The following is a 23,313-nucleotide window of genomic DNA, read 5'->3' as shown; positions in this document are numbered from 1 at the left end:
CTATACCGCCATGTCGACGAAGCGCGACAGGTGCAGCTGGGCGGCCACGGTGATCGTGTCGGTGGCGCCGTTGCGGTGCTTGGCGACGATGAAGTCGGCCTCCCCGGCGCGCGGGGACTCCTTGTCGTAGTAGTCGTCGCGGTGCAGCAACAGCACCACGTCCGCATCCTGCTCGAGACTGCCGCTTTCGCGCAGGTCAGAGAGCTGCGGGCGCTTGTCGGTGCGCTGCTCGGGTCCGCGGTTGAGCTGGGCGACCGCGATCACCGGGCACTCGATCTCCTTGGCCAGCAGCTTGAGTCCGCGGCTGATCTCGGAGACCTCCTGCTGCCGCGACTCGACCTTCTTCGGGGAGGTCATCAGCTGGAGGTAGTCGACCACGACCAGTTTGAGGTCGTGGCGCTGCTTCAGCCGCCGGGCCTTGGCGCGGATCTCCATCATCGTCATCGACGCGGTGTCGTCGACGAACAGCGGCGCCTCGGAGATGTCGCCCATGCGCTTGGCCAGGCGGGTCCAGTCGTCGTCGGACAGGTCGCCCGAGCGCAGGACGTGCATCGGCACGCGGGTCTCGGCGCTCAGCAGGCGCATCACGATCTCGAGCTTGCTCATCTCGAGGCTGAACAGCGCCGAGGGGTGCCGGTGGTGCAGGCTCGCGTGCCGCATGAAGTCCATCGCGGCGGTCGACTTGCCCAGGCCGGGGCGGCCGGCGACGATGATCAGCTGCCCGGCCTGGAGTCCCGACAGGAGCCGGTCGAGGTCGGCGAAGCCGGTGGGTATCCCGGTGAGCACGCCCTGGTTGGCGCCGATGGCCTCGATCTCGTCCATGGCCGGCTGGAGCAGGTCGGACAGGATCGCGAAGTCCTCGCTCTGGCGCTTGTCGGTGACCTCGTAGACCGCCTGCTGGGACAGGTCGACCAGGTCGTCGATGTCGCGGCCGCCGTGGCCGCCGCCGTAGCCGTATTGGACGACCTTGGTGCCGGCCTCGATCAGGCGGCGCAGGATCGCCTTGTCCTTGACGATCTTGGCGTAGTAGCCGGCGTTGGCGGCCGTCGGCACCGCGTCGAGCAGGTCGTGCAGGTAGGGGCCGCCGCCGACCTTGGCGAGGTCGCCCGCGTCGGCCAGGGCGGCGGCGACGGTGATCGCGTCGGCCGGCTCGCCATTGGCGAACTTGTCGCAGATGACGTCGAAGACGATGCCGTGGCTGGGCCGGTAGAAGTCGGCCGCGGTGAGGATCTCGATGACGTCGGCGATGGCGTCCTTGCTCATGAGCATGCCGCCCAGGACCGACTTCTCGGCGTCGTTGTCCTGCGGCGGGGTGCGCTCGTAGGTGCGGGCCCCGCCGAACGGGTCTTCGGGGGGAGCCTCCGCGAAGGACGACCCGTTCGGGCCGCGCGAGTAGGCGTTCCCGGCGGACACGTCGGTCATGACACCCACCCCCCTCGGTCACCGTGCGTTCACAGAGAATGTACCGCCCGGGTACGACGTCCCGCGGCCCCAACGACGCTATGTCGCCGGCGCGTCCGAAGCAAACCGCCCTGTGGACAACCTGTGTACAAGCCTGTGGATAACCTGTGGATAAGTGCGGCGATCCTGTGGACAACTTGTGGACAGTGATGAGAGTGGCGCTCATTTCGCGGGTCTGACCTGGTAGGACTTTATCCACCGGCTGTGGACGAGAATTTCTTCGTGCCATCTTTGACGGTAAGGTGAGGACGCCTGGCAACTCACTCCCGGCAGAGGTGGGATCCATGACGTCGAACCAGCGGCCCGAGCGGCGACCGCGCCTGGACCCCGAGGCCGACGACCGGCCCGGCGAGCGCGCGTTCACGCCGACGTTGCTCGTGGCGCTGGCCTGGTACGTGGTGCCGGCGATCGTCTACCTGGCGTGGGTGGTGTGGCAGCCCGCGGTCGAGGGCAAGTGCGCCGACACCGGTTGCGGAGCGGCGGCGCGCATCTCGGAGACGGTCTCGGGCGGCTGGGCGTGGACGGCATCGTCGCTGACCGCGAGCCTGCTGGTGGCGGTACTGCTGCGCCTGCCGCGCGCCGGATGGCGCGCCGGGGTGGCCGGGACGGCCGCGGCGATCCTGGGCGCGGGCCTGGTGACGGTCATACTGCGCACCGCCGGCTGGACTTACTGAGGACGAACAGAGGCCCGCGACCGCCGTGCGGTCGCGGGCCCTCGGTCCTGCCGGGCGCTACTTCTTGCGGCGCCGGGCCGGGGTGACCTGAAGCTTGAACTTCGCGGTCACCTCCTGGTGCAGCTTCACGCTGACGTCGTAGGTGCCGGTCGCCTTGATCGTGCCCGGCAGCTCCACGCGGCGCCGGTCGAGCTTGGGCCCGCCGGCCTCCTCGACCGCCTTGACCACGTCGGCCGGGGTGATCGAGCCGAACAGGCGCCCGGCGTCGCCCACGCGGGCGACGATGTGGGCGTCGGTCTGCTTGAGCTGGTCGGCCACCTGGCGGGCGTGCTCGAAGGTGTGGATCTGGTGCGCCTTGCGGGCGCGCTGGATCGCGTCCACCTCCTTCTGGCCGCCCTTGGTCCAGGCGATCGCCAGGCCCTGGGGCACGAGGTAGTTGCGGCCGTAGCCGGGCTTGACCTCCACCACGTCACCGGCCGAGCCCAGGTTGGGGACCTCATGAGTCAGGATGATCTTCATAAGTCCGCTCCTTCCTATCGGCTCTGGCTGGTGTACGGGAGCAGCGCCATCTCGCGGGCGTTCTTGACCGCCGCCGCGATCTGCCGCTGCTGCTGCGAGGTGACACCGGTGACACGGCGGGCACGGATCTTGCCGCGGTCGGAGATGAACTTCCGCAGCAGCGCGGTGTCCTTGTAGTCGACGTAAGCGATACCCTCCTTCTCCAGAGGGTTGGGCTTCTTCTTCGGCTTCCGCAGGGGAGCCGACTTCGAGTTGGCCATGGTCCTTCTTATGCCTTACTTGAGAACGATCCGGGCGTTCGGCCCGGTCAGAACGGGGGGTCCTCGTCGAAGCCCTGACCGGACGGCGCACCGCCGCCGGCAGGGGCCGCCGAGGCCCAAGGGTCGTCCGGCACGGCTCCACCGCCGCCGCCGCTCCCGAACTGGGAACGGCCGCCGCCTCCGCCGCCGCCGGACTTGTTGATCTTCGCCGTGGCGAACCGCAGCGCGGGGCCGACCTCTTCGACGTCGAGCTCGTACACAGTGCGCTTCTCGCCCTCGCGGGTCTCGAAGCTGCGCTGCTTGAGCTTGCCCTGCACGATCACGCGGGAGCCCCTGGAGAGGGACTCGGCCACGTTCTCGGCGTACTGCCGCCACACGCTGCATGTCAGGAACATCGCCTCGCCGTCCTTCCACTGACCGGACTCCCGGTCGAAGGTTCGGGGCGTGGAGGCGATCCGGAACTTCGCGACGGCGGCACCGGACGGCGTGTAACGCAGTTCGGGGTCGTCGACGAGGTTGCCGATAACCGTGATGACTGTCTCTCCTGCCATGACCTCTTCTCCCTAAGGTCTCGCAGTTGCAATGTCGGGTTACCGAAGCTCCGGCCGCAGCACCTTGGTCCGCAGCACCGACTCGTTGAGCCGCAGCTGCCGGTCCATCTCCGCCACGGGAGCGGGCTCGGACTGCAGGTCGATGACGGCGTAGATGCCTTCGCTGTTCTTCTCGATCTCGTAGGCCAGACGGCGGCGGCCCCAGACGTCGATCTTGTCGACGGCGCCTCCGGCGTCCTTGATGCCCTTCAGGAACTTATCCAGTGTCGGGCTGACCTGGCTCTCCTCGAGATTGGGTTCGAAGATCACCATGATTTCGTAGTGCCGCAAGATCGCTCCACCTCCTTCGGTCTCAACGGCCACGGTCCTTCCGTGGCAGGAGGATCACTTGCGCGTCGCCCGCTCACCGGCGGACAACCTGGCAATCGTACCTGCGATTACGCGGCCCGGCCGAACCGCACCGCGCATCTGTGACGCTACCAATGGCCCCCGACAACCCCGGGCCGCGGACCGGACGCCGTGGCACCGGTGTGCCCGATGTCTCCCGCGCTAAGTTGGATGGCGTGACGGCTGAGTTCCAATACACCGACCTGCTTCCCACCGGGCCCGACGAGACCGAGTACCGGCTGCTCACCGAGGACGGGGTGAACACCGTCGAGGCCGCCGGCCGGCGGTTCCTCACCATCGAGCCCCGGGTGCTCACCGAGCTCGCCGCCGAGGCCATCCACGACATCTCCCACTACCTGCGCCCGGCCCACCTGGCCCAGCTGCGCGGCATCCTCGACGACCCCGAGGCCAGCGGCAACGACCGCTTCGTGGCCATGGACCTGCTCAAGAACGCCAATATCGCCTCCGGCGGGGTCCTGCCGATGTGCCAGGACACCGGCACCGCCATCGTCATGGGCAAGCGCGGCCAGCACGTCCTCACCGACATGCGCGACGCCGAGCACCTCTCCCGCGGCGTGTGGCGGGCCTACCGCGACCTGAACCTGCGCTACAGCCAGATGGCGCCGCTGTCGATGTGGGAGGAGAAGAACACCGGCTCCAACCTGCCGGCCCAGATCGAGCTCTACGCTGAGGGCGACGACGCCTACAAGCTGCTGTTCATGGCCAAGGGCGGCGGCAGCGCCAACAAGTCCTTCCTGTTCCAGGAGACCAAGGCCATCCTCAACCCCGAGGCGATGACGGCCTTCCTCGACGAGAAGCTGCGCCAGATCGGCACCGCCGCCTGCCCGCCGTACCACCTGGCGATCGTCATCGGCGGCACCAGCGCCGAGTACGCGCTCAAGACCGCCAAGTACGCCTCCGCCAAGTACCTGGACGGTATGCCCGCCGAGGGCTCGGCCTCCGGCCACGGCTTCCGCGACGTCGAGCTCGAGCAGCAGGTCCTGGAGCTCACCCGCGGCTTCGGGATCGGCGCCCAGTTCGGCGGCAAGTACTTCTGCCACGACGTGCGCGTCATCCGCCTGCCCCGCCACGGCGCCTCGCTGCCGGTCGCGCTCGCCGTCTCCTGCTCGGCCGACCGCCAGGCCAAGGCCAAGATCACCTCCGAGGGCGTGTTCCTCGAGCGGCTCGAGACCGACCCGGGCAAGTATCTGCCCGAGGCCACCGGGGAGCAGCTCGACGGCGAGGTCGTGCGCATCGACCTCAACCGCCCGATGAGCGAGATCCGCGCCGAGCTGTCCAAGCACCCGTTCAAGACGCGCGTGGCCCTCACCGGGCCGCTCGTGGTCGCCCGCGACATCGCCCACGCCAAGATCCGCGAGCGCCTCGACGCCGGCGAGCCGATGCCCGACTACCTGCGGGACCACGCGGTCTACTACGCCGGTCCGGCCAAGACCCCCGAGGGCTACGCCTCGGGCTCGTTCGGGCCGACCACGGCCGGGCGCATGGACAGCTACGTCGACAGGTTCCAGGAAGCCGGCGGCTCGTTCGTGATGCTGGCCAAGGGGAACCGCTCGCAGCAGGTCACCGACGCCTGCAAGAAGCACGGCGGGTTCTACCTGGGTTCGATCGGCGGCCCGGCCGCCAAGCTCGCCCAGGACAACATCAAGTCCATGGAGGTCCTGGAGTACCCCGAGCTGGGCATGGAGGCGGTCTGGAAGATCGAGGTCGAGGACTTCCCGGCCTTCATCGTCGTCGACGACAAGGGCAACGACTTCTACGAGGAGACCCGCAAGCCGACCCTGTCGATCGGCCGCAAGCCCAAGATCACCGTCGGCCCCACATCTTCATGAGGGTGATGCGATCACTGTCAACGATGATTCGAACGTACCCTCGTTATCAGAGCTAAGAACGATTCGTCCTAGAGGATCCCATGTCGATTAACAGCGGTCTCGAGACTCAACCTAGCGCAGATACCTACTTTCTGGTGGATCTGGTCACGGCCGCCTGGGAGGGAAAGATTCGAGTCCCACATTTCCAGCGGGACTTCCGGTGGACGAACAAGGATGTATCGAGGCTCTTCGATAGCATTGTCAAGGGTTATCCGATCGGCAGTCTCCTCCTGTGGCTTCGGGATTCACCTGCACAGGGCCTCAAACTCGGTGATCTGCACATCGATGCGCCAGCGGGTTCGGAGACGCAATGGGTGGTCGACGGTCAGCAGCGCATCACCAGCCTGGCAAATGCGCTCAAGGACATTGATCACCGCACCGGGCCGTTCGCGCACTACTACGACCTGCGGAAGAATGAGTTCGTCTACGACCCCCAGCAGTGGCAATCCGCTAACCTCATACCGCTTCCCGTGCTTTTCGATCTTGAAGCTATGATCTCGTGGTTTGCCGAGAAAGCCGGGCATGATCCGGCCGACTTCAAGACGGCCCAACGCATCGCCAGGAAGCTGCGTGAATACCGGATCCCCGTCTATCTGGTGAAGCAGGACGACGAGAAGATCCTCACCGACATCTTCGACCGAATGAATAACTCGGGCAAACGACTCAGGCGCTCGGAGATATTTGAGGCGCTGTTCGCATCGGGGGATCACAGCCAAGGTGAGGCACTGACCTTCGGCGGCATCGCCGATCGCATCGATGCGGCGACCGGCTTCGGTCGAATCGAGGACCGGACAGTACTCTCTTCCTTGCTCGCACGACGAGGTCCCGACCCTTCACGGGATATCAGAATAGAGTTCGACGCCGAAGCTAAACGCCAACCGGGCGACTTCCCGAACGAGGATCAGGATGACGCCTACCGAAATGGCGAATCTGCATTGCTCAGAGCAGTCGAATTCCTGCAGGATCGAGCAGGAGTTCCGCACAAGGCATTCCTGGCCTACGAAGCGACGCTAGTGGTGTTGACACGGTTCTTCGCGCATTTCCCCGATCCTTCCGAAAGGACCTTGGACCTGCTGGTCCGCTGGTATTGGAGGACGGCCGCCTCCGGCCCTGTGATCTTCAAAGGGAATTTCACCCTGCTTGGCCGCTCGCTCTCGGCCAAGATCAAGGCCAACGACCTGGACCTGTCGATCCAGCAGCTTGTCTCCTCTGTACGAACATCCTCTCGCGAGATCCCATTTCCAAATCGGTTCCGCACCAATGAAGCTGCCACCAAGATCACGCTCTGTGCCTGGTGGTCGCTGGGTCCGCGATCTTTCGAGCATGGAGAACCATTTACTGCCGATGAACTGAGCTCCGCCATCAATGACCAGAAGACCGCTTACGAAGTGGTAGAACGGCTGTTGAACAAGCGCCTGGCGGTCGAACGCTATCTCTCCCCGGCAAATCATCTGCTGCTGCCTTCCGCAATGGAACCAACCGAAGAAATTAGGTCCCTGGTCGGTCAGTCCAGAACGATGCTCGGGTCCGACTCGGATGCAGATCGGTTTGGCGGTCACGAGGTCTTGCGATCTCATCTCATAAATGAGGAGGCGTTTGCCGCACTCACCGAAGGTGCTGTAACAGAATTTCTTCGCATTCGTGAGCAGTCAATCCGGGAACAACTGCGCAACTTCCTAGAGCGCAAGGCACAGTGGGAACACGAGGATACTCCTCCTCTTGACTCGCTCGATTTGGATACGGTCGAGTAGGCTGAGATGGTGTCAGAGCTCGAGGAATATTACTTTGCAGTACTGCTGTACGGAGACCGTATTGGCACCCTGTGCCAACGAGGAGATTACACCCAGTTCTGGTTCAACGATTCCTATCTGGATGATCCGGATCGGCCTATACTGGGATTGCGATTTGAAGAATCTCTGCGTGGACGATATGCGAAATCACTTCGTCTTCCGCAATGGTTCTCTAATCTTCTTCCAGAGGGTCCGTTGCGGGAATGGGTTGCCCAAGCGCGCGGTGTCTCCCTCGACCGCGAAATGGAGTTGCTTGCTCAAGTCGGGCACGATCTCCCGGGGGCCGTGCAGGTTGTACGCACCGAATATCCGGACGGTGAACTGCATTGGCCAGACACCAATGATGCCGAATCCGGCAAGCCGACATCCGATAGCGGACCATGGCGTTTCTCTCTGGCCGGAGTCGCACTAAAATTTTCGATGCTGCAAGACGGTGACCGTCTCACAGTACCAACGGCACACGAGCGCGGAGATTGGTTGGTGAAATTTCCGGATTATCGGCACAAGGATGTGCCGCGAAATGAATTCGCCATTATGAGCCTCGCGAAAGCAGTTGGTATCGACACTCCTGAAACTCGAATGCTGCACCGCGATCAGCTTCCGGGCCTCCCATCGCGAATGTGGCCGAATGAAGAGGAATGGGCCTATGCTGTTCGAAGATTCGACCGAAGCAGCAAGCGGGGCCTTATTCATGCCGAAGACTTCGCGCAGGTCAGGGACAAGTACCCGCACCAGAAATATGAAGGTACGTTCGAAACTGTGGCAGCCTTGTCTTACCGCGGACATGACGAGCGTGCCTTGGTCGAGGCTATTCGACGTATCTCGTTCAATGTGGTGATCGGTAATGGTGACGCCCACCTGAAGAACTGGACTTTGCTGTACCAGGATCGACACCGCCCTACACTTTCACCTGCGTATGACTTGGTAGCAACCACACCGTATGTTCCCTTCGACAGCGAAGGAGAAGACCTCGGGCTCAAGCTCGACGGTAGCCGTCGCTTCGAATCAGTTACTCTCAACAGCTTTGAACGTTTGGAGCGGCGATTGAGGACTCGTTTTGGTGCGATAGATGCCGATCTGGCGGCTGTCGCTGCGGCGACAGCCGAACAGACGAGGACCCAATGGCCGGATCACCAGGACATATTGGTTGACAACCCCGAGTTGCTATCATGGATCACCTCCTGGATCGATAGGACCACAAACGCTGTATTGGGCCGAGTGTCAAGATCCTAAGTTCAGGAGCATCGAGTCGGTGTCGTGGTAATCGCCTCCACGACCACTTGTGACTCTCCTAGCGACTCGCACGCACAGAGACACACGATGCCACGATCGAGCGGGTGCTACGCCCGAAATGAAACACGACACCCGCCGACCAGCCTCAGCGCCTCCCGTACGTGAGGCGTCGCAGCAGGACCTCGGCGGGGCCGCGGTAGACGCAGCGCCACATGAGGTAGGCGGCGGCGACCGTGGCCAGCCAGACCGCGACCGCGCACAGCAGCGACGTCAGCAGCGGGCTGGCGGTATTCGCCGCGAGGTTCAGCGCGAACGGCGCGGCCAGGACCATCCAGGCGACCGATTGACACAGGTAGCCGGTGAGCGAGCGCCGCCCGAGAGCGGTGATGGCATCGACCGCGAGGTTCGACGTTCCTTGTCGGGTCAGTGCGTGCGCCAGCAGGCCGAACAGGGCCGCGTAGCCGATGCCGCCGAAGAAGCCGGAGGTCTCGTAGAGCATCCGGATCGGCCCGGCGGTTTCGGCGTCGAGAAAGCCCCCGCTGGCCAGGGCCATCGGCATTCCCGCCGCGACGGCGACGGCGATGCCGCCCGCGGCGGTCCAGGCCAGCAGCCGCAGGTGCCGTGCGGGCTCTTCGAGGATGCGGTGCCGTGCGGCCCCGACCCAGACCATGAGGATCATCGGCAGCAGTGTGGCGGTGTGGACGGGCCATTCGGCGGCGCGTTCGACGAGGGACGCGGCGTAGCTGTCCGATTCGGCCGACGGGAACGGCGAGGTCGACACAGTGGCCGAGCCTCCGTAGCCGCCGGCGAGTCCGATTCCGACTATGAGGCCGAGAACGAGCATATAGGCGCCGGCAAGGGCCAGGTACCAGGTCGCGAATCGGTGGACGCGATCGGAGCGCTGGAGCAGCAGCAGCGTGAAGGCGATGCCGATGAGGCCGTAGGCGCCGAGGAAGTCGCCGGAGTAGAGCAGGATGCCGTGGGCGACGCCGAAGGCGAGCAGCCAGACGTTGCGTCGCAGCAGGACGCTCCTGACCTGGGCGGGCGTGGCCCCGGCCCGCTCCTGGCGGGTGGCGAGTTGGACGAGGCCGTAGCCGAACATGATCGCGAACAGCGGGAACGCCCTGGCGTGTACGAATTCGACCATGAAGAGGTTGACGATCCGCTCGGCTCCCCTGGGGTCGGGTTCGATGCCGGGGGCGCTGGCGAGGAAGTAGCCGGCGGCGTTGGCCAGCGCGATGAAGAGCAGCATCGCGCCGCGGGCGAGGTCGGGTGCGAGCGCGCGCTCGGAGGCGAGCACCAGCCCGCGTCTGAGGCGGGGATCGGGGGTGTGCAGTCGGGTGGTCATTGCGCTTCCTTGTCTCGATCCGATTTAGTATCCGATAGATAGTATCCTAGAGACACTAATAGTGTGTGCGATGATGGCCTCCAGCGGATCGATCCGGGGCGCGGAGGTGAGGGGACCTGATGGACGGGGATCGCATGCCCGCCGAGCTGGCGCGGCTGTGGCGGATCCCGGCCGATTCGCGTCGCGGGCGACCGGCCAGGCTCGACGTCGGACGCGTGGTGGACGCGGCGGTGGCACTGGCCGACCGGCAGGGCCTGGCGGCGGTGACGCTGCCGAAGGTCGCCGAGTCCCTCGGGACGACCAAGATGGCCCTATACCGCTACGTCGGTTCCAAGGACGAGCTGCTGACGCTGATGCACGACGCCGCGAACGGCCCGGTCCCGGCCTCGCTGGAGGGCACCGGCCCCTGGCGCGAGCGCCTGCGGCGGTGGTCGGAAGAGCAGGCCGCGGTCTTCGAGCGCCACCCGTGGCTGGCCGACCTCCGCCCATCGGGACCGCCGAGCGGCCCGAACGGGATCGCGTGGTTCGACGCCGGGCTGCGCGCGATGCGCTCGACGCCGCTGGACTGGCAGGCGCGGGTCGGGGTCATCATGCTGGTCAGCGGCTACGTCAAGAGCGCCGCGCAGTTGGCGCGGGGGCTGGCCGCGGGCCGCGAGGGCACCGGCATGGACCAGGCCGCGGCCGAGCGAGAATACGGCATGGCGATGGCGCGGCTGGTCGAGCCCGAGCGGTTCCCGGACGCGGCGGCGCTGTTCGCCTCGGGAGCGCTGGAGGACACCGGTAAGCAGACCGGCGAGGAGGACTTTCGCTTCGGCTTGGAGCTGGTGCTCGACGGAGTGGCCGCGCGGATCGGGGCGGAGGGCGGGCCCGAGCCGGCCTCATGAGTCGGCCCGGGCCCGCCGTTGTCGTTCCGTATCGGCGGATACAGGACAGCGGGAGGTCAGGGCAGTTCGGCGAAGTGTCCGGAGACGGTGCTCGCGAAGTCGTAGCCGTTGGTGGCGTCCCAGTTGATCGACCAGGTCATGGCGCCGCCGATGCCCGGGTATGCCTGGTCGGGGGTGAAGTCGCCGCAGTTGACGAGCTTGGACAGGCAGTCGAGGGCATCGTTGACCATGCCCGGGTCGACGTAGCCGCTGCCGGCCGCGCTTGGGACGGCGGGCAGGCCGAGGCCGACCTGGCTCGGGTCCAGTCCGGCCTCGAGCTGGATGCACGCCTGGGCGGTCAGGAAGTCCACGTCCCCGTGCCCGTATACCTGGTCGTCGCAGCCGAGCATGGTGCCGGAGTTGTAGTACTGCATGTTGACGATGGTCAGGATGTCCCGGGTGTTGACCGCGAGCTGGTAGTACCCGGCGCCTTCGTGCTGGAAGTCGATGGTCTGGGGGGCCATCGTGTAGACCAGGTCCGATCCGGCCCCGGCGTGAATGGCGCGCATGGCCGCCTCCAGGGCGGCGGCGTCGATGCCGTGCTCGAGGTCGATGTCGACGCCGTCGAAGCCGTACTCGTCCATCAGCGACAGCACGGACTGCGCGAAGGCGTTCGCGGTGGCGTCGTCGTTGACGGTGACGTTGCCCTTCTCGCCGCCGACGGAGACGACGACCGATCGGCCCTCCGCCTGGAGGGCGGCGATGTCGTCCTTGAACTCCTGGTCCGTGTAGCCGGTGCCGGTGAGGCTGGAGTCGAGGGCGAAGTCGACCTGGCCGGGAGTGGCGGTCGACTCGGCGAAGGCGATGGCGACGATGTCGTACGCGGCCGGGACCTCGTTCAGCTCCAGGACGGTCGAGCCGTTGTCGAAGTTGTGCCAGTAGCCGGTCAGGCGGGCGTCGCCGTCACCGGCCGGCGGGCCGGTCGGGTCGTCCGTCGGCTCATCGGTGGTGGGGTCGTCGGTGGGGTCCTCTCCGGCGCCGTCGCACGGGCCGAGGGTCTCCCACACGCCCCATTGTCCGGTGGTGCCCGGCTCCTCGCCGGTGGTCCACCATTTGGCGCGGTACTCGTTGTCCTGGTGGCTGACCAGGTCGCCTCCGGTGTAGACGGCTCCGGAGTCCCAGGGGTCGCCCTCGCACTCGGCGGCCGAGGCGGTGGTGGCGAAGGCGATCGGGACGGCGAGCGCCAGCCCGGTCACGAGGGTCGCTGCGGCGATGATCGCCGTTCTTCTGCGAGTGCTTCGCACGAGACCTCCATGATCAGTAAATATTCCTAATAATTACTGTCATGGTTGTCGATACGCGAGCATCTGTCAAGAGCCCGCCGGAGAAAAATCCGACTCGTCCGATTTGCGCGACGGCGCGGCGACTCAGCGTTCGACGTAGGTCAGCAGGTCCTGGCGGGTGAGCACGCCGATCGGCTTGCCCTCGCTGAAGACCATGACCGCGTCGTGGTTCTCCAGCACCTCCACCGCCCGCTCGACCAGGTCGCCCGAGCCGATCGTCGGCAGCGCCTCGCCCACGTGCCGCTCGATCGGGTCGTGCAGGGTCGCCTGCCCCTTGAACAGGGCGTCCATGAGGTCCTTCTCGGCCACGGCACCGCTGACCTCGCCGCTCATCACCGGCGGCTCGGCCCCCAGGACCGGCATCTGGCTGACCCCGAACTGGCGCATGATGTCGATCGCCTCGCGCACGGTGTCGGTGGGATGGACGTGCACCAGCTCGGGAATGGCCCCGTCCTTGCCCGAGAGGACCTCGGCGACGGTGGTGTCCCCGGTCCCCGAGGCCATGAATCCGAACTCGGTCATCCAGCCGTCGTTGAAGATCTTGGACAGGTAGCCGCGGCCGCCGTCGGGCAGCAGCACCACGACCACGTCGTCGGGCCCGGCCCGGCGGGCGACCTCGATCGCGCCGACGACGGCCATCCCGGACGAGCCGCCCACCAGCAGCCCCTCCTCGCGGGCCAGGCGGCGCGTCATCTCGAACGCCTCGGCGTCGGTGACTTCGACGATCTCGTCGGGCAGCCCCGCGTCGTAGTTGGTCGGCCAGAAGTCCTCGCCGACGCCCTCGACCAGGTACGGCCGCCCCGACCCTCCGGAGTAGACCGAGCCCTCGGGGTCGGCGCCGACGATCCTGACCCGACCCTCGGAGACCTCCTTGAGGAACTTGCCGGTCCCGGTGATGGTCCCGCCGGTGCCGATCCCGGCCACGAAGTGGGTGATGTCCCCGCCGGTCTGCTCCCACAGCTCCGGCCCGGTCTGGGCGTAGTGCGACGCCGGGTTCGCCGGGTTGGAGTACTGGTCGGGCTTCCACGAGCCCTCGATCTCGGTCAGGAGCCGGTCGGAGACCTTGTAGTAGGAGCGCGGGTCCTCCGGGTCGACCGCGGTGGGGCACACCACGACCTCGGCGCCGTACGCCTTCAGCACGTTCCGCTTGTCCTCGGAGACCTTGTCGGGGCAGACGAACACGCACCGGTAGCCGCGCTGCTGGGCGACCATGGCCAAGCCCACGCCGGTGTTGCCGCTGGTCGGCTCGACGATGGTGCCGGCGGGCTTCAGCGCGCCCGAGACCTCGGCCTCGTCGATCATGCGCTGGGCGATGCGGTCCTTGACCGAGCCGCCGGGGTTGAGGTACTCGATCTTGGCCAGGACGGTGGCGGAGGCGCCGTCGGTGACCGAGTTGAGCTTGACCAGCGGGGTGTCGCCGATGAGGTCGAGAACGGACTCGTAGTACTGCACGCCCACAGCCTATGCCCCCGCGGGCCCCGCCGGAAGGAGTCACCGGCCGTGTCCTCGGACCCGGGCGGCGGTCCCGCTGCGTGGATACGATGGGCGGCGGCGGCACGGCCGCCGGAGAAATCCGAGAGAATCGCGGAGTACCCGCTCTATACACATGTAGGGAGACAGGTTTATGCGCACCGCCGACATCGGGGTGGTCGGGCTGGCCGTCATGGGCTCGAACCTCGCCCGCAACTTCGCCCGCCACGGCTTCACCGTCGCGGTCTACAACCGGACCTACGCCAAGACCCAGGAGCTGATCGCCGAGCACGGCGGCGACGGCGACTTCGTGCCCTCCGAGGAGCTGGCGGACTTCGTCGCCTCGCTCAAGCGCCCCCGCAAGGCCATGATCATGGTCCAGGCGGGCAAGGCCACCGACGCGGTCATCGAGTCCCTCGCCGAGCTCATGGAGCCCGGCGACATGATCATCGACGGCGGCAACGCCCACTTCGAGAACACGCGCCGCCGCGAGGCCGCCCTGCGCGAGAGGGGCATCCACTTCGTCGGCACCGGCGTCTCCGGCGGCGAGGAGGGCGCGCTCAACGGCCCCTCGATCATGCCCGGCGGCTCGGCCGAGTCCTACGAGAGCCTCGGCCCGATCCTGGAGGCCATCTCCGCCAAGGCCCCCGACGGCACCCCCTGCTGCACCCGCCTGGGCCCCGACGGCGCCGGGCACTTCGTCAAGATGGTGCACAACGGCATCGAATACTCCGACATGCAGCTCATCGGCGAGGCCTACGACCTGCTGCGCCGCGGCGCCGGGATCGAGCCGACCGAGCTGAGCAAGATCTTCTCCGAATGGAACACCGGCGACCTCGACTCCTACCTGATCGAGATCACCGCCGAGGTCCTCGGGCACACCGACGCCGCGACCGGCAAGCCGTTCGTCGACGTCGTCCTCGACCAGGCCGGGCAGAAGGGCACCGGCCGCTGGACCGTCCAGATCGCGCTCGACCTGGGCGTCCCGGTCACCGGCATCGCCGAGGCCACGTTCGCCCGCGCCCTGTCCAGCGGCACCAGGCAGCGCGAGGGCGCCGTGGGCGTCCTCTCCGGCCCCGACGGCGGCGTCGACCTGCCCGAGAGCTTCGTCGACGACGTACGCCAGGCCCTGTACGCCTCGAAGATCGTCGCCTACGCCCAGGGCTTCGACCAGATCGCCGCGGCCAACGCCGAGTTCGGCTGGGACATCGACCTCGGCTCGTGCGCGGCGCTGTGGCGGTCCGGCTGCATCATCCGGGCGGGGTTCCTCGACAAGATCACCGCCGCCTGGCGCGGCAATCCCGGCCTGCCGACCCTGCTGGCCGCACCGGAGTTCACCAAGATCGTCACCGAAGCCCAGGACGCGTGGCGGCGAGTGGTCTCCGCGGCCGTCCAGGCCGGCATCCCGACCCCGGGCTTTTCGGCGGCCCTGGCCTACTACGACGGCCTTCGCTCCAAGCGCCTCCCGGCCGCCCTGATCCAGGGGCAGCGGGACTTCTTCGGCGCCCACACCTACAAGCGGGTCGACCGCGAGGGCACCTTCCACACCGAATGGTCGGGCGACCGCTCGGAGACCGAACTCTGAGCGATGCACCGGTAACGGGGCCGGCCGGGCAAAGCCTGGCCGGCCCGACCGGTTCCGGCTATCCGAGGATGTCCGCGACCGAGGGCACCACGGCTGCCCGCTTCAGCCATGCGTTGAGGCGCACCGCGTCCTCGCAGTCTTCGATGCGGCGGCGCTGGCGCTCGGAGATCGGCAGGCCGCGTGATTCGATCACGGTCAACAGAGCTCGTGCCTCACCGCGGATCAGGCCGCGGGCCTCGCCGCGGGCCTCGCCGCGGGCCTCGCGGTCGGCGAGGAGCTTGCTCTGGTACGGGTAGGTCTCGTTCTGCATCAGGGCCTCCAGAATCCTGCGGGGCCGCTCAGTGAGCTGGCCCAACATGTATTCAGCGTAGCGTGCGGCTCGTTCCACGGGAAGCGCCGCCAGTTCGTGGTTCGCGGCCGCGAAGATCGATTCGGCATCGGGCGCGCGGCCGTGTATCAGTGCTCCGACCACCATCTGCTCGGCGAGTTCGCCGGTGCCGGAAGGTTCGGTCAGTTTCGGGTAGTTGTCCGGCCCGAGAACGAGCGGCTGGAACACGAAGCCGGGATGGCCGGTCTCGACCTCCTTCCTCGCCCAGGCCGCCGTGGCGCGGTCGGGGCAGATCACCACCAGCACTACCGGCGCATTGATCCGGTGCCTGATGTTGACCAGGTAGGCGGGCCAGGAGAACTGCTTGCGGTCGTCCTCGCCGCGCTGGACTTCGACGATGACGCCGAAGCAATTGGTCGTACCGCTGCGGCAGAGCACGACGCTGTCTGCGTTGAGGTCGCGGACCTCTACGTCGGTCGCGGACTCCGAATAGGGCAGCGCCTCGTCGTATTCGGGGATGGGGATCCCGAGGACCTTCCCGGCGAGTTCGAGTGCGAATTCCGGCCGCTCGCGACATAGTTTGAGCGGCGTGTCGTGTGCGTGAGTGGTCACGAATCCGAAGCTATTGGGGCACTACGACAGGTATTTCCTCGTAAATCCCTCGTAAGTGATTGGTCTCATATTCTCGATTCAGGGCGTCCGGTGGGTTCGAGCCGGATCGGCCGGTCGGGGACGTCGCCTCCGAGGAGCCGTTTGACCAGGCCGAGGAGCGGGTCTATGTAGTCGAAGCCCTCGGTGGTGGTGAACTCGTCGACCGGGATCCACTGGAACTCGAGGTCGAGCTCGTACGGGTCGGCGCCGCAGACGCGCGGCTCGAAGCGTTCGACCCTGGTGAAGAACAGGTAGTTCTCCCGGACGAACGGGGCGCCCCTGCGGACCGCCTGGTACCGCTGGGCCGCGACGGGCCCGATGAGCGCGTCGGGTCGGACCAGGAAGCCGGTCTCCTCCTGGAGTTCGCGGCGGGCCGCCTCGGCCGGGGTCTCGCCGGGGTCCAAGCCGCCGCCGGGCAGGAACCACCTCGCCGGGCGGTCGGCGGAGGCGTGGCCGCCGACGAACAAGACGTGGTCGCGCTCGTCGAATACGATGCAGCGGGCCCCGAGCCGGTCGATGCGAGGTGTGTCCTGGTTCGCGCTCACTGACCAAGTATCCCGAAACGGTCGATGACCGTCCAGCCCGATCCGGGGTCGAACGTCCAGGCGCGCCACGGAAGCCTCACGGGCACTTCGGGAACCGTCCCGTCCAGGAGTCCTTTGAGCAGGTCGGCTATGCGGGCGGGAAAGATCACCGGGTCGGCCTCCTCCGCCTGGTCGAGGGTGAGCCAGCGGGCCTCGGTCAGCTCCTGGAGTTCGACCTCCTCCAGGCCGTCCCGCGGCGGGTCGAAGTGCGGGGTGCGGTAGCAGAAGTAGAGGTCTTCCTGGAAGACCAGCTCGGCCGGGTTGTCGGACCACTCCCCGCTGGCGCGCGCCACGACCGGTCCGAGTTCGCCGGGATCGACGCGCAGACCGGTCTCCTCGAGCAGCTCCCGCGCGGCCGCCTCGGCGAGCGTCTCGCCGGGATCGACGCCGCCGCCGACGGTCACGTAGTACTCGACGCCGGGCGCGACGAACCCGGAACTGAAGAACAGCAGCACCCGGTCGTCCTCGTCCACGACGAGCACGCGCGCGCACTTGCGCCGGATGACTCGCCTGTCACGAGGCACCCTGGTCCACCCACTCGAGTTCGATCGGAGCTTCTGGTGTCTCACCGGACAGGAGTCGCTTGAGGACGGCGGCCAGGCCGATCGGGAAGACGATCGCGTCGGTGGCGTCCAAGTCGTCGAGGCCGAGCCATTCGTGGTGGTTGATCTCCTTCTCCTCGCCCGCTTCGAGCCCGTCGAGGCTCACTTCGAAATGCGGGACTCGCAGGAAGAAGAAGTTGTCGTCCGAGTAGAAGCGGACGCCTCCGTGGGTGGTCCAGGCGCCTTCGGTGTGGGCCACGGGCTCGCCCAGGTCCTCCGGCTCGACCCGGAGGCCGGTCTCTTCGAGCACTTCGCGGGCCGCGGCCTCGGCGAGCGTCTCGCCGTCGTCGACGCCGCCGCCGACGGTGAAGTAGTAGTCGGCGTCCTGCCGGACCAGTCCTGCGCCGAAGAACATGAGGGCCCGGTCGCGCTCGTCGACGATCAGGACGCGCGCGGACTCGCGGAAGATGAGGCCGTCGGGGGTTCGATCCATGGCTCGAGCCTAACCGGCAGGCCCGGAAACAGCACTGATGCAATGTGATCGGCGACTCACGGTGGGTGCCGGAGCATTCTCCGGCATCGCCTGGTACCGACGCGACCAGAACCAGCGACTGCTCGACCTGGTCCGCCGCTGAGACTGAACGAGTGAACCGATTAGGCCGCCGAGCCCTCTCCGGAGGGCTCGGCCTTTTCGCGCATCGGATTCACCGGTGCCTGTGAGGGGTGCCGAGTTCGTCGAGCTTGGCGCGCACCCGTGCCGCATGACGATCGCTCGCCACTTCGAAGACGGTGAGCGCTCGCTGCCAGTGGTCTCGCGCCGGACCCGGTTCGCCCATCGCGCGGTATGCGTCGCCGAGATGCTCGTGAGTATGCACCTCGGTAGAACGGAGGCCGATGCTCACGCTGAGCTCCAGCGACTGCAGGTAGTGCTCGACGGCATCGGAATGGCGCCCCTGGCGGTGCCACAGGTATCCGATGGTGTCGAGGACCGACGCTTCGATGCTCACCGCCCCGATCGCCCGGCACAGCGAGAGCGACCTTCCGCAGTATTCGAGAGCCTCCGCGTAGCGCCCCGACTTGGCGTGGAACCAGCCGATACCGTTCAACGCTCTGGCCCGGCCGTCGTCGTCCCCGGACTCGGCGAACAGCCGGAGCGCCGCCAGGCAGTGGCCCAAGGCTTCGTCGATGCGGCCGAGCTCGTCGAGGTGTGCTGCGAATCGATACTCGATCCGGGCCATCAGATTCATGTCGCGTTCGGGGTCGCACAGGTCCAGTCCCTCGACCAGGTGCCGCTCGACCAGGTCGAACTCGCTGCTCGAGAACAGGAACATCGCGATGTGGAGGTGGACAGTGGCCTCATGGCGGTGGTCACCGAGCCGCCGGGCCGCGCGCAGGGCGCAGCGCTGCGTGGCCAGTCCGATGTCCCAGTCGCCGTTGCGATGCAGCGCTCCGGCGATCGACCGGGCCAGCGACACCGCATACTCGTCGAGACCGGTGCGTTCGGCGAACTCGACCATGTTGGCGAGAACCCGCACCTCGGCGAGCACCCATTCGAGAGCCGCTTCGGCCTCGTCGAACGCCTCGACGACCGCGCCGTGCTCCGCTCCCGGGGTCGGCTCGACCTCGCGGCGAGAGTCGATCCTGGACGAGGCCTCGGACGCGGATCCCGTGTAATGGCCGAGCAGGCGGCGACGCGCCTTCGCCTGGTCGGACTCGCTCACGTCAGTGGCCAGCCGCTCTCTCGCGTAGGCCGCCAGGAGATCGTGGCTGCGGTACCGCCCCGGTTCGTTCTCGGTCAGCAGATGGACTCCGGTCAGCTCCTGCAACAGCTCCCGTGCTCGACGCGGTGTCACCCCCAGCAGGCTGGCGACCGCCGCGGCGCTGAAGTCCGGGCCGGGATGCAGGCCGGAGAGGCCGAACAGTCGCGCGGCCTCCGGGCTCAGCGCCCGGTACGACCATGAGAACACCGCACGTATGTCGCCGAGGGGGTCAACGGAGTCCAGGGCCGCCAAGGCGCTATCGGCTTCCTGCAACCGCTCGGTGATGGCCCGCAATGGAAACTCCGGCTCTGTGACCGCTCTGGCCGCAACAATCGCCAGCGCCAGCGGCAGGCCCGCGCACACGCGCAGGATGCTCTCGAGAGCCTCCGGTTCGGCCGTGGCGCGAGACTCGCCCAGCCTTCGCCCCAGCAGAGTCCGGGCTTCGAGGTTGCCGAGCACGTTGAGGCGCACGTGACTCGCGCCGTGCCGGACCGTCAGGCTCGGCATGATGCGGCGACTGGTCACCAGGACTCGACAACTCGCCGCGCCTGGAAGGAGCGGTTCCACCTGTTCAGCGTCGTGAGCGTTGTCGAGTACCACAAGCAGGCGCCGGTCGGCGGTGCAGGACCTGTACATTTCCATGCGCGCCTTCACCCCGGACGGCATTTCGGCGGAACCGACACCGAGCGCCGTCAGGAAGCCTCGCAGTGCCTCGGCGGCTCCGAGGACGGAACCGCTCGGGTCGAATCCGCGGAGATCCACGTACAGCTGGCCGTCGGGAAAGCTGTCGCGGGCCCGCTGCGCCCATTCGATCGCGAGCGCGGTCTTGCCGACCCCGCCGGGTCCGCAGACCACTGCGATGGGCAGCGTGTCCGCCGGTGGTCCGAACAGGTCGTCGAGCTTCCCGAGGTCGGTGTCGCGGCCGCAGAACCCGCTGACTCCGGCCGGGAGCTGCGCCGGAACCGGCACGCTCGGCGCGTTCGGCGCGGAAGCCGGGGAGGTCGGCTCGGCGCGCAGGACCATGCGCTGGGCCTCGCGAAGGTCGGAGTCCGGGTCGAGCCCGAGTTCGTCGGACAGTCGGGTGCGGATCTCGCTGTAGACCTCCAGGGCCTCGACCCCGCGTCCTCGGGCGCGGAGCGCGAGCATCAGTTGAGCGGCCGCGCGTTGGTGGAACGGGTCGATTTCGAGCAGCTCTCGTGCCCGGGTCGCTACCGATTCGTCGCGGGCCAAGGCGAGTTCGGCATCGTTGAGCGCCTCCATCGCCGCGATGCGCTTGCGTTCCAGTCGCGCGGCGGCGGCCTGGATCCGGTCGCCGCCCAGGTCGGCGAAGGCCGGGCCGCGCCAGAGTCCGAGCGCCGACTCCAGCAGTGCCGCGGCCTCCTCGTCGTCGCCCGCCGGCCCGGCTTCACGGGCTCGCGCGACGTCGCGTTCGAAGCGGGCCAGGTCGACCTCGTCCGAACGCAACCGGTAACCCCGACCGGAGCGCTCGACAGGGTCGCCGCCGTGCTCGGCCAAGACCCGCCGCAGCGCGGCCAGTGTGTTCTGGACCTGCCTCGTGGCGGTGGAGGGCGGCTCATCGTCCCACAGGACGTCCGCGAAGCGGTGCGCCGGAACCCAGAGTCCGCATTCGAGCAGCAGCAGTGCCAGTGCCTTCGACTTGATGCGCGACAGCGGGATTCGTTCGCCGTCGTGGAGCACTTCGAGCGGCCCCAGCACCCGAAACCGCATCGTCCCCCTCAGACGGTCGTATCGCCGTATCCCGGTACATCGTATCGATCGGGACCCGTTCGCGCCGTTCAGACGAAGTGCGTGCCGAATCTGTGCCGTTCGAGTGCAGGTGAACGGCATGATGGGCCGACGTTTCCGGGCGAGCGCCCGGCGGCGACTCATGGAGGTGAGAGCGAATGCCCGACAACGGCTTCGAGATCGACATCGACCCAGTTAGAGACGCCTGCGTCCGAATCGGTTCGCTGCGCGCCGACTTCGACGAGATCCACCGGTACGCCTCCGAGGCCGACCCGGAGCCGTGGATGTGGGGCGCTCCCGGTTTGGCGTTCGGGCTCCAATACGAGGTCTGCGCGGAGTATCTCAGAGTCCTGATGGCGATGCTCGGTTCCGCATCCGAAGGCATTGCCGCCCGAATCGTGCTCGCCTGCGACGACTACGAAGACGCAGACGAGCGCGCCGCCAAGGACATCGAGGGGAAGGCGAACGAGCTGCTCGGCGGTGGAGGCGGGGGACACGAACTGCCCGGCGGCGATTGGAGCGACGGTGTCGGATGAAGGCGTGATCGACCTGTCCGACGCCCCCCGGCACACCGGTTTCGGCGAAGACACCGGCGACGGGACCTCCGGATCGTTCACAGGCTCGCGCGGGTACGCCGCGAGCAAGGGGATGCCCGTGTCGGGGGCCGCCAACATCATCGGCGCCTACGACGAGACCGCCGCCCTTGTGGACAAGATCTTCGACGGCGAGGTCACCATCGACGACCTGCTGTCCCACGCGCAGCAGCTCGTCGCGCTGCTCAACTCGATTACCGAGTTCGGGGATTTCGTCGTCGCCGCCATCGGCGAGGACCCGTCATATGTGGCGGGGACGCTGACCAAGGCCGGACTCGACTTCCTCATCGCCTTTTTCCAGCCGCTCGAGGACTTCTTCGGCATCTTCACCGGCAACCCCGACCGCATCGGCGTCTCCGCTCAGATGTGGGGCACCGCCTCGAGTTCACTGATCACGCTGGCAGAGCACTTGGGTGCGACCACGATCGAGGGCGTGCTGCCGTCCTGGACCGGCGGGGCCTCCGCTTCGGCGGCGCTGCGCTTGGGCGAGTTCCAGCAAGCCGTCCAGTCCACGGCCATCGTCTGCGACCTCGTCAAGACGATGATGGAGCACACCTCCGGTTTCGCGGGCTCCTTGATGAACCAGTGCAACCAGATCACGGCCGACATAGTCGAGTCGGTGGCCGCTGGGGCCTGGATGTTCTTCTACCCGAACCCCGTGACCGTCGCCGACGCCGTCACCTCGCTGGTCATCAAGATCAACAAGGCCGTGTACTTCCTGGCCGATCTCGCGATCAGGGCCGCGCGCGTCTACTTGGCACTGGCACAGGCGATGGTCGCGCTCCAGAGCACATTCGAGAGCGCCTTGCCGCTGCTGACGCGGATGTCCGAAGCCCCTCGCTGAAGCCGGCACGGCAGAAAGGAACCGATTCCCTTGTCCTACCCTCCCCAGCCACCTCGGAATCCCCACGGTCCCGACGGGACGCCCCCGCACCAATACCACCACGAGCAGCAGCAGCCGTACCAGCAGTTTCCTCCTGGGAGCCCGCGAGGAGCGCCGATGCCCTCCGGCGGGTGGGGGCCGCACCCGGTCCCCGCGATGCTCCCGCCCTCTCCGCGGCCTTCGCGGGGGCCGCTCCTGTTCGGGTCGGTGGCGGGCGCCATCATGGTCGCCGTGACGGCTGCGGTGCTCATCGTGAGCACCGGGTCCGACGACGAACCGACCGCGATCGCGACCGAGTCGTCCGAGCCGTCAGAGGACCCCGAATCCGAACCGGCCTCGTCCGAGACCGGGGCCGAGCCCACTGAGGAGGCCACCGTCGAAGGAGGGACCTACACTGCGGTGCCCGACCTCTGCGCGATCATGGAACCGCTCGTGGCCGAGTACATGGAGATCGACTCAGCCCAGACCGAGGTCACTGAGATGGGCAGCGCGGTCTCCTGCTCCATGGCCGGAGAGTTCATCGACTCGTTCGAGCGCCCGTTCGTCACCGTCACACAGGACATCGATTCATCCGATCCCGAATCCGGGACGCAGCAGTACGGCTACAACGACGGCGTGCGAGAAGGCTGCACCATCGAGGAGGACGTCCTGCCGGCGTTCGCGGAGTCGGCATACTTCCACGGGGACGCCAGCACCGGCTGCGTCATCCTGGGCCAGGCGTATTCCGCGCACGCCGCCGACGGCGACATGTTCCTCTCCGCCCTCATCTCCTTCGGCGGCGAAGGAGTGCGGACCGGAGGCGAGGAGCAGCTCACGATCGACCTCATCGAGGCGGTCGCCGCGGCTTCGTGAG

22 protein-coding genes are annotated in these 23,313 nt (G+C 67.2%); 9 read left to right on the top strand and 13 right to left on the bottom strand.

The genetic code is table 11. The features are described from left to right. Complete coding sequence (gene dnaB / locus JFB92_RS11155) at positions 1-1,422, bottom strand: replicative DNA helicase (RefSeq protein ID WP_199038122.1); 1,422 nt, start codon at positions 1,420-1,422, stop codon at positions 1-3. A 323-nt stretch (positions 1,423-1,745) separates the two neighbouring features. Between dnaB and JFB92_RS11150 the strand changes: the two genes are divergently transcribed. Beyond that, positions 1,746-2,135 (top strand): hypothetical protein, encoded by a 390-nt coding sequence (locus tag JFB92_RS11150; RefSeq protein ID WP_199038120.1) that lies wholly within the window; start codon positions 1,746-1,748, stop codon positions 2,133-2,135. A 57-nt stretch (positions 2,136-2,192) separates the two neighbouring features. Here the strand turns inward: JFB92_RS11150 and rplI are convergent, their stop codons facing one another. The 4 genes from rplI to rpsF are packed head-to-tail and all read right to left on the bottom strand — an operon-like array spanning position 2,193 to position 3,795. Further along, positions 2,193-2,654, bottom strand: a complete 462-nt coding sequence (gene rplI / locus JFB92_RS11145) for a 50S ribosomal protein L9 (protein WP_199038118.1) — start codon at positions 2,652-2,654, stop codon at positions 2,193-2,195. Between the two features lie 14 nt (positions 2,655-2,668). After that, a complete protein-coding gene (rpsR, locus tag JFB92_RS11140; protein WP_199038116.1) occupies positions 2,669-2,914 on the bottom strand; it encodes a 30S ribosomal protein S18 in 246 nt (81 codons plus the stop codon). Positions 2,915-2,961: 47 nt separating this feature from the next. Continuing rightward, positions 2,962-3,465, bottom strand: coding sequence for a single-stranded DNA-binding protein (locus JFB92_RS11135; RefSeq protein ID WP_199038114.1), 504 nt, complete (start codon positions 3,463-3,465; stop codon positions 2,962-2,964). 39 nt (positions 3,466-3,504) lie between these two features. Then, positions 3,505-3,795 (bottom strand): 30S ribosomal protein S6, encoded by a 291-nt coding sequence (rpsF, locus tag JFB92_RS11130; protein ID WP_199038112.1) that lies wholly within the window; start codon positions 3,793-3,795, stop codon positions 3,505-3,507. Positions 3,796-3,947: 152 nt separating this feature from the next. On the opposite strand from rpsF, the gene JFB92_RS11125 reads away from it, so the two are divergent. The 3 genes from JFB92_RS11125 to JFB92_RS11115 all read left to right on the top strand — a co-directional run bounded on the left by JFB92_RS11125 (position 3,948) and on the right by JFB92_RS11115 (position 8,764). Next, a complete protein-coding gene (locus JFB92_RS11125) occupies positions 3,948-5,702 on the top strand; it encodes a fumarate hydratase (protein WP_199038189.1) in 1,755 nt (584 codons plus the stop codon). An 80-nt stretch (positions 5,703-5,782) separates the two neighbouring features. After that, positions 5,783-7,492: a DUF262 domain-containing protein gene (locus JFB92_RS11120; RefSeq protein WP_199038110.1), complete on the top strand. Its 1,710-nt coding sequence runs from the start codon at positions 5,783-5,785 to the stop codon at positions 7,490-7,492. Positions 7,493-7,498: 6 nt separating this feature from the next. Further along, a complete protein-coding gene (locus JFB92_RS11115) occupies positions 7,499-8,764 on the top strand; it encodes a type II toxin-antitoxin system HipA family toxin (RefSeq protein ID WP_233162941.1) in 1,266 nt (421 codons plus the stop codon). Positions 8,765-8,909: 145 nt separating this feature from the next. Here the strand turns inward: JFB92_RS11115 and JFB92_RS11110 are convergent, their stop codons facing one another. Next, positions 8,910-10,112: a DUF418 domain-containing protein gene (locus JFB92_RS11110; RefSeq protein WP_199038106.1), complete on the bottom strand. Its 1,203-nt coding sequence runs from the start codon at positions 10,110-10,112 to the stop codon at positions 8,910-8,912. Between the two features lie 119 nt (positions 10,113-10,231). Here JFB92_RS11110 and JFB92_RS11105 point away from each other — a divergent pair, with 119 nt between their 5' ends. Next, positions 10,232-10,996, top strand: a complete 765-nt coding sequence (locus JFB92_RS11105; RefSeq protein WP_233162939.1) for a TetR/AcrR family transcriptional regulator — start codon at positions 10,232-10,234, stop codon at positions 10,994-10,996. A gap of 56 nt (positions 10,997-11,052) precedes the next feature. On the opposite strand, the gene JFB92_RS11100 is transcribed toward JFB92_RS11105, so the two are convergent. Both JFB92_RS11100 and JFB92_RS11095 read right to left on the bottom strand, forming a co-directional pair. Further along, positions 11,053-12,279 carry a chitinase gene (locus JFB92_RS11100; protein ID WP_307789113.1) on the bottom strand — a complete coding sequence of 409 codons (1,227 nt, stop codon included), beginning with the start codon at positions 12,277-12,279 and terminating at the stop codon, positions 11,053-11,055. 123 nt (positions 12,280-12,402) lie between these two features. Next, a complete protein-coding gene (locus JFB92_RS11095) occupies positions 12,403-13,770 on the bottom strand; it encodes a cystathionine beta-synthase (RefSeq protein ID WP_199038104.1) in 1,368 nt (455 codons plus the stop codon). Positions 13,771-13,942: 172 nt separating this feature from the next. On the opposite strand from JFB92_RS11095, the gene gnd reads away from it, so the two are divergent. Then, the gene (gnd, locus tag JFB92_RS11090; protein ID WP_199038102.1) at positions 13,943-15,373 is read left to right on the top strand and encodes an NADP-dependent phosphogluconate dehydrogenase; all 1,431 of its coding nucleotides are present in this window, start codon (positions 13,943-13,945) and stop codon (positions 15,371-15,373) included. 58 nt (positions 15,374-15,431) lie between these two features. Here gnd and JFB92_RS11085 read toward each other — a convergent pair whose 3' ends face one another. The 5 genes from JFB92_RS11085 to JFB92_RS11065 form a co-directional block, all read right to left on the bottom strand. Beyond that, positions 15,432-16,313 carry a hypothetical protein gene (locus JFB92_RS11085; protein ID WP_199038100.1) on the bottom strand — a complete coding sequence of 294 codons (882 nt, stop codon included), beginning with the start codon at positions 16,311-16,313 and terminating at the stop codon, positions 15,432-15,434. Positions 16,314-16,378: 65 nt separating this feature from the next. Beyond that, entirely contained in the window at positions 16,379-16,897 is a 519-nt protein-coding gene (locus JFB92_RS11080; RefSeq protein WP_199038098.1) for an NUDIX domain-containing protein, read from the bottom strand. After that, positions 16,894-17,460: an NUDIX hydrolase gene (locus tag JFB92_RS11075; RefSeq protein ID WP_307789112.1), complete on the bottom strand. Its 567-nt coding sequence runs from the start codon at positions 17,458-17,460 to the stop codon at positions 16,894-16,896. Before JFB92_RS11075 ends, JFB92_RS11080 begins: the two co-directional genes overlap by 4 nt. After that, positions 17,450-17,971 carry an NUDIX hydrolase gene (locus JFB92_RS11070; protein WP_199038094.1) on the bottom strand — a complete coding sequence of 174 codons (522 nt, stop codon included), beginning with the start codon at positions 17,969-17,971 and terminating at the stop codon, positions 17,450-17,452. Before JFB92_RS11070 ends, JFB92_RS11075 begins: the two co-directional genes overlap by 11 nt. 211 nt (positions 17,972-18,182) lie before the next feature. After that, a complete protein-coding gene (locus JFB92_RS11065) occupies positions 18,183-20,966 on the bottom strand; it encodes an AfsR/SARP family transcriptional regulator (protein WP_199038092.1) in 2,784 nt (927 codons plus the stop codon). Between the two features lie 176 nt (positions 20,967-21,142). Between JFB92_RS11065 and JFB92_RS11060 the strand changes: the two genes are divergently transcribed. The 3 genes from JFB92_RS11060 (at position 21,143) to JFB92_RS11050 (ending at position 23,312) form a co-directional block, all read left to right on the top strand. After that, positions 21,143-21,520 (top strand): hypothetical protein, encoded by a 378-nt coding sequence (locus tag JFB92_RS11060; protein WP_199038090.1) that lies wholly within the window; start codon positions 21,143-21,145, stop codon positions 21,518-21,520. Then, entirely contained in the window at positions 21,510-22,421 is a 912-nt protein-coding gene (locus JFB92_RS11055; RefSeq protein ID WP_199038088.1) for a hypothetical protein, read from the top strand. Before JFB92_RS11060 ends, JFB92_RS11055 begins: the two co-directional genes overlap by 11 nt. 156 nt (positions 22,422-22,577) lie before the next feature. Then, the gene (locus tag JFB92_RS11050) at positions 22,578-23,312 is read left to right on the top strand and encodes a hypothetical protein (protein ID WP_199038086.1); all 735 of its coding nucleotides are present in this window, start codon (positions 22,578-22,580) and stop codon (positions 23,310-23,312) included. The last annotated feature ends 1 nt before the right edge of the window (position 23,313 follow it).

The organism is Glycomyces salinus (assembly GCF_016428645.1).
Classification (GTDB): Bacteria; Actinomycetota; Actinomycetes; order Mycobacteriales; family Micromonosporaceae; genus Glycomyces; species Glycomyces salinus.
Note: the sequence above shows the minus strand (reverse complement) of the source record. Positions and strands in the feature narration are given on the sequence as shown.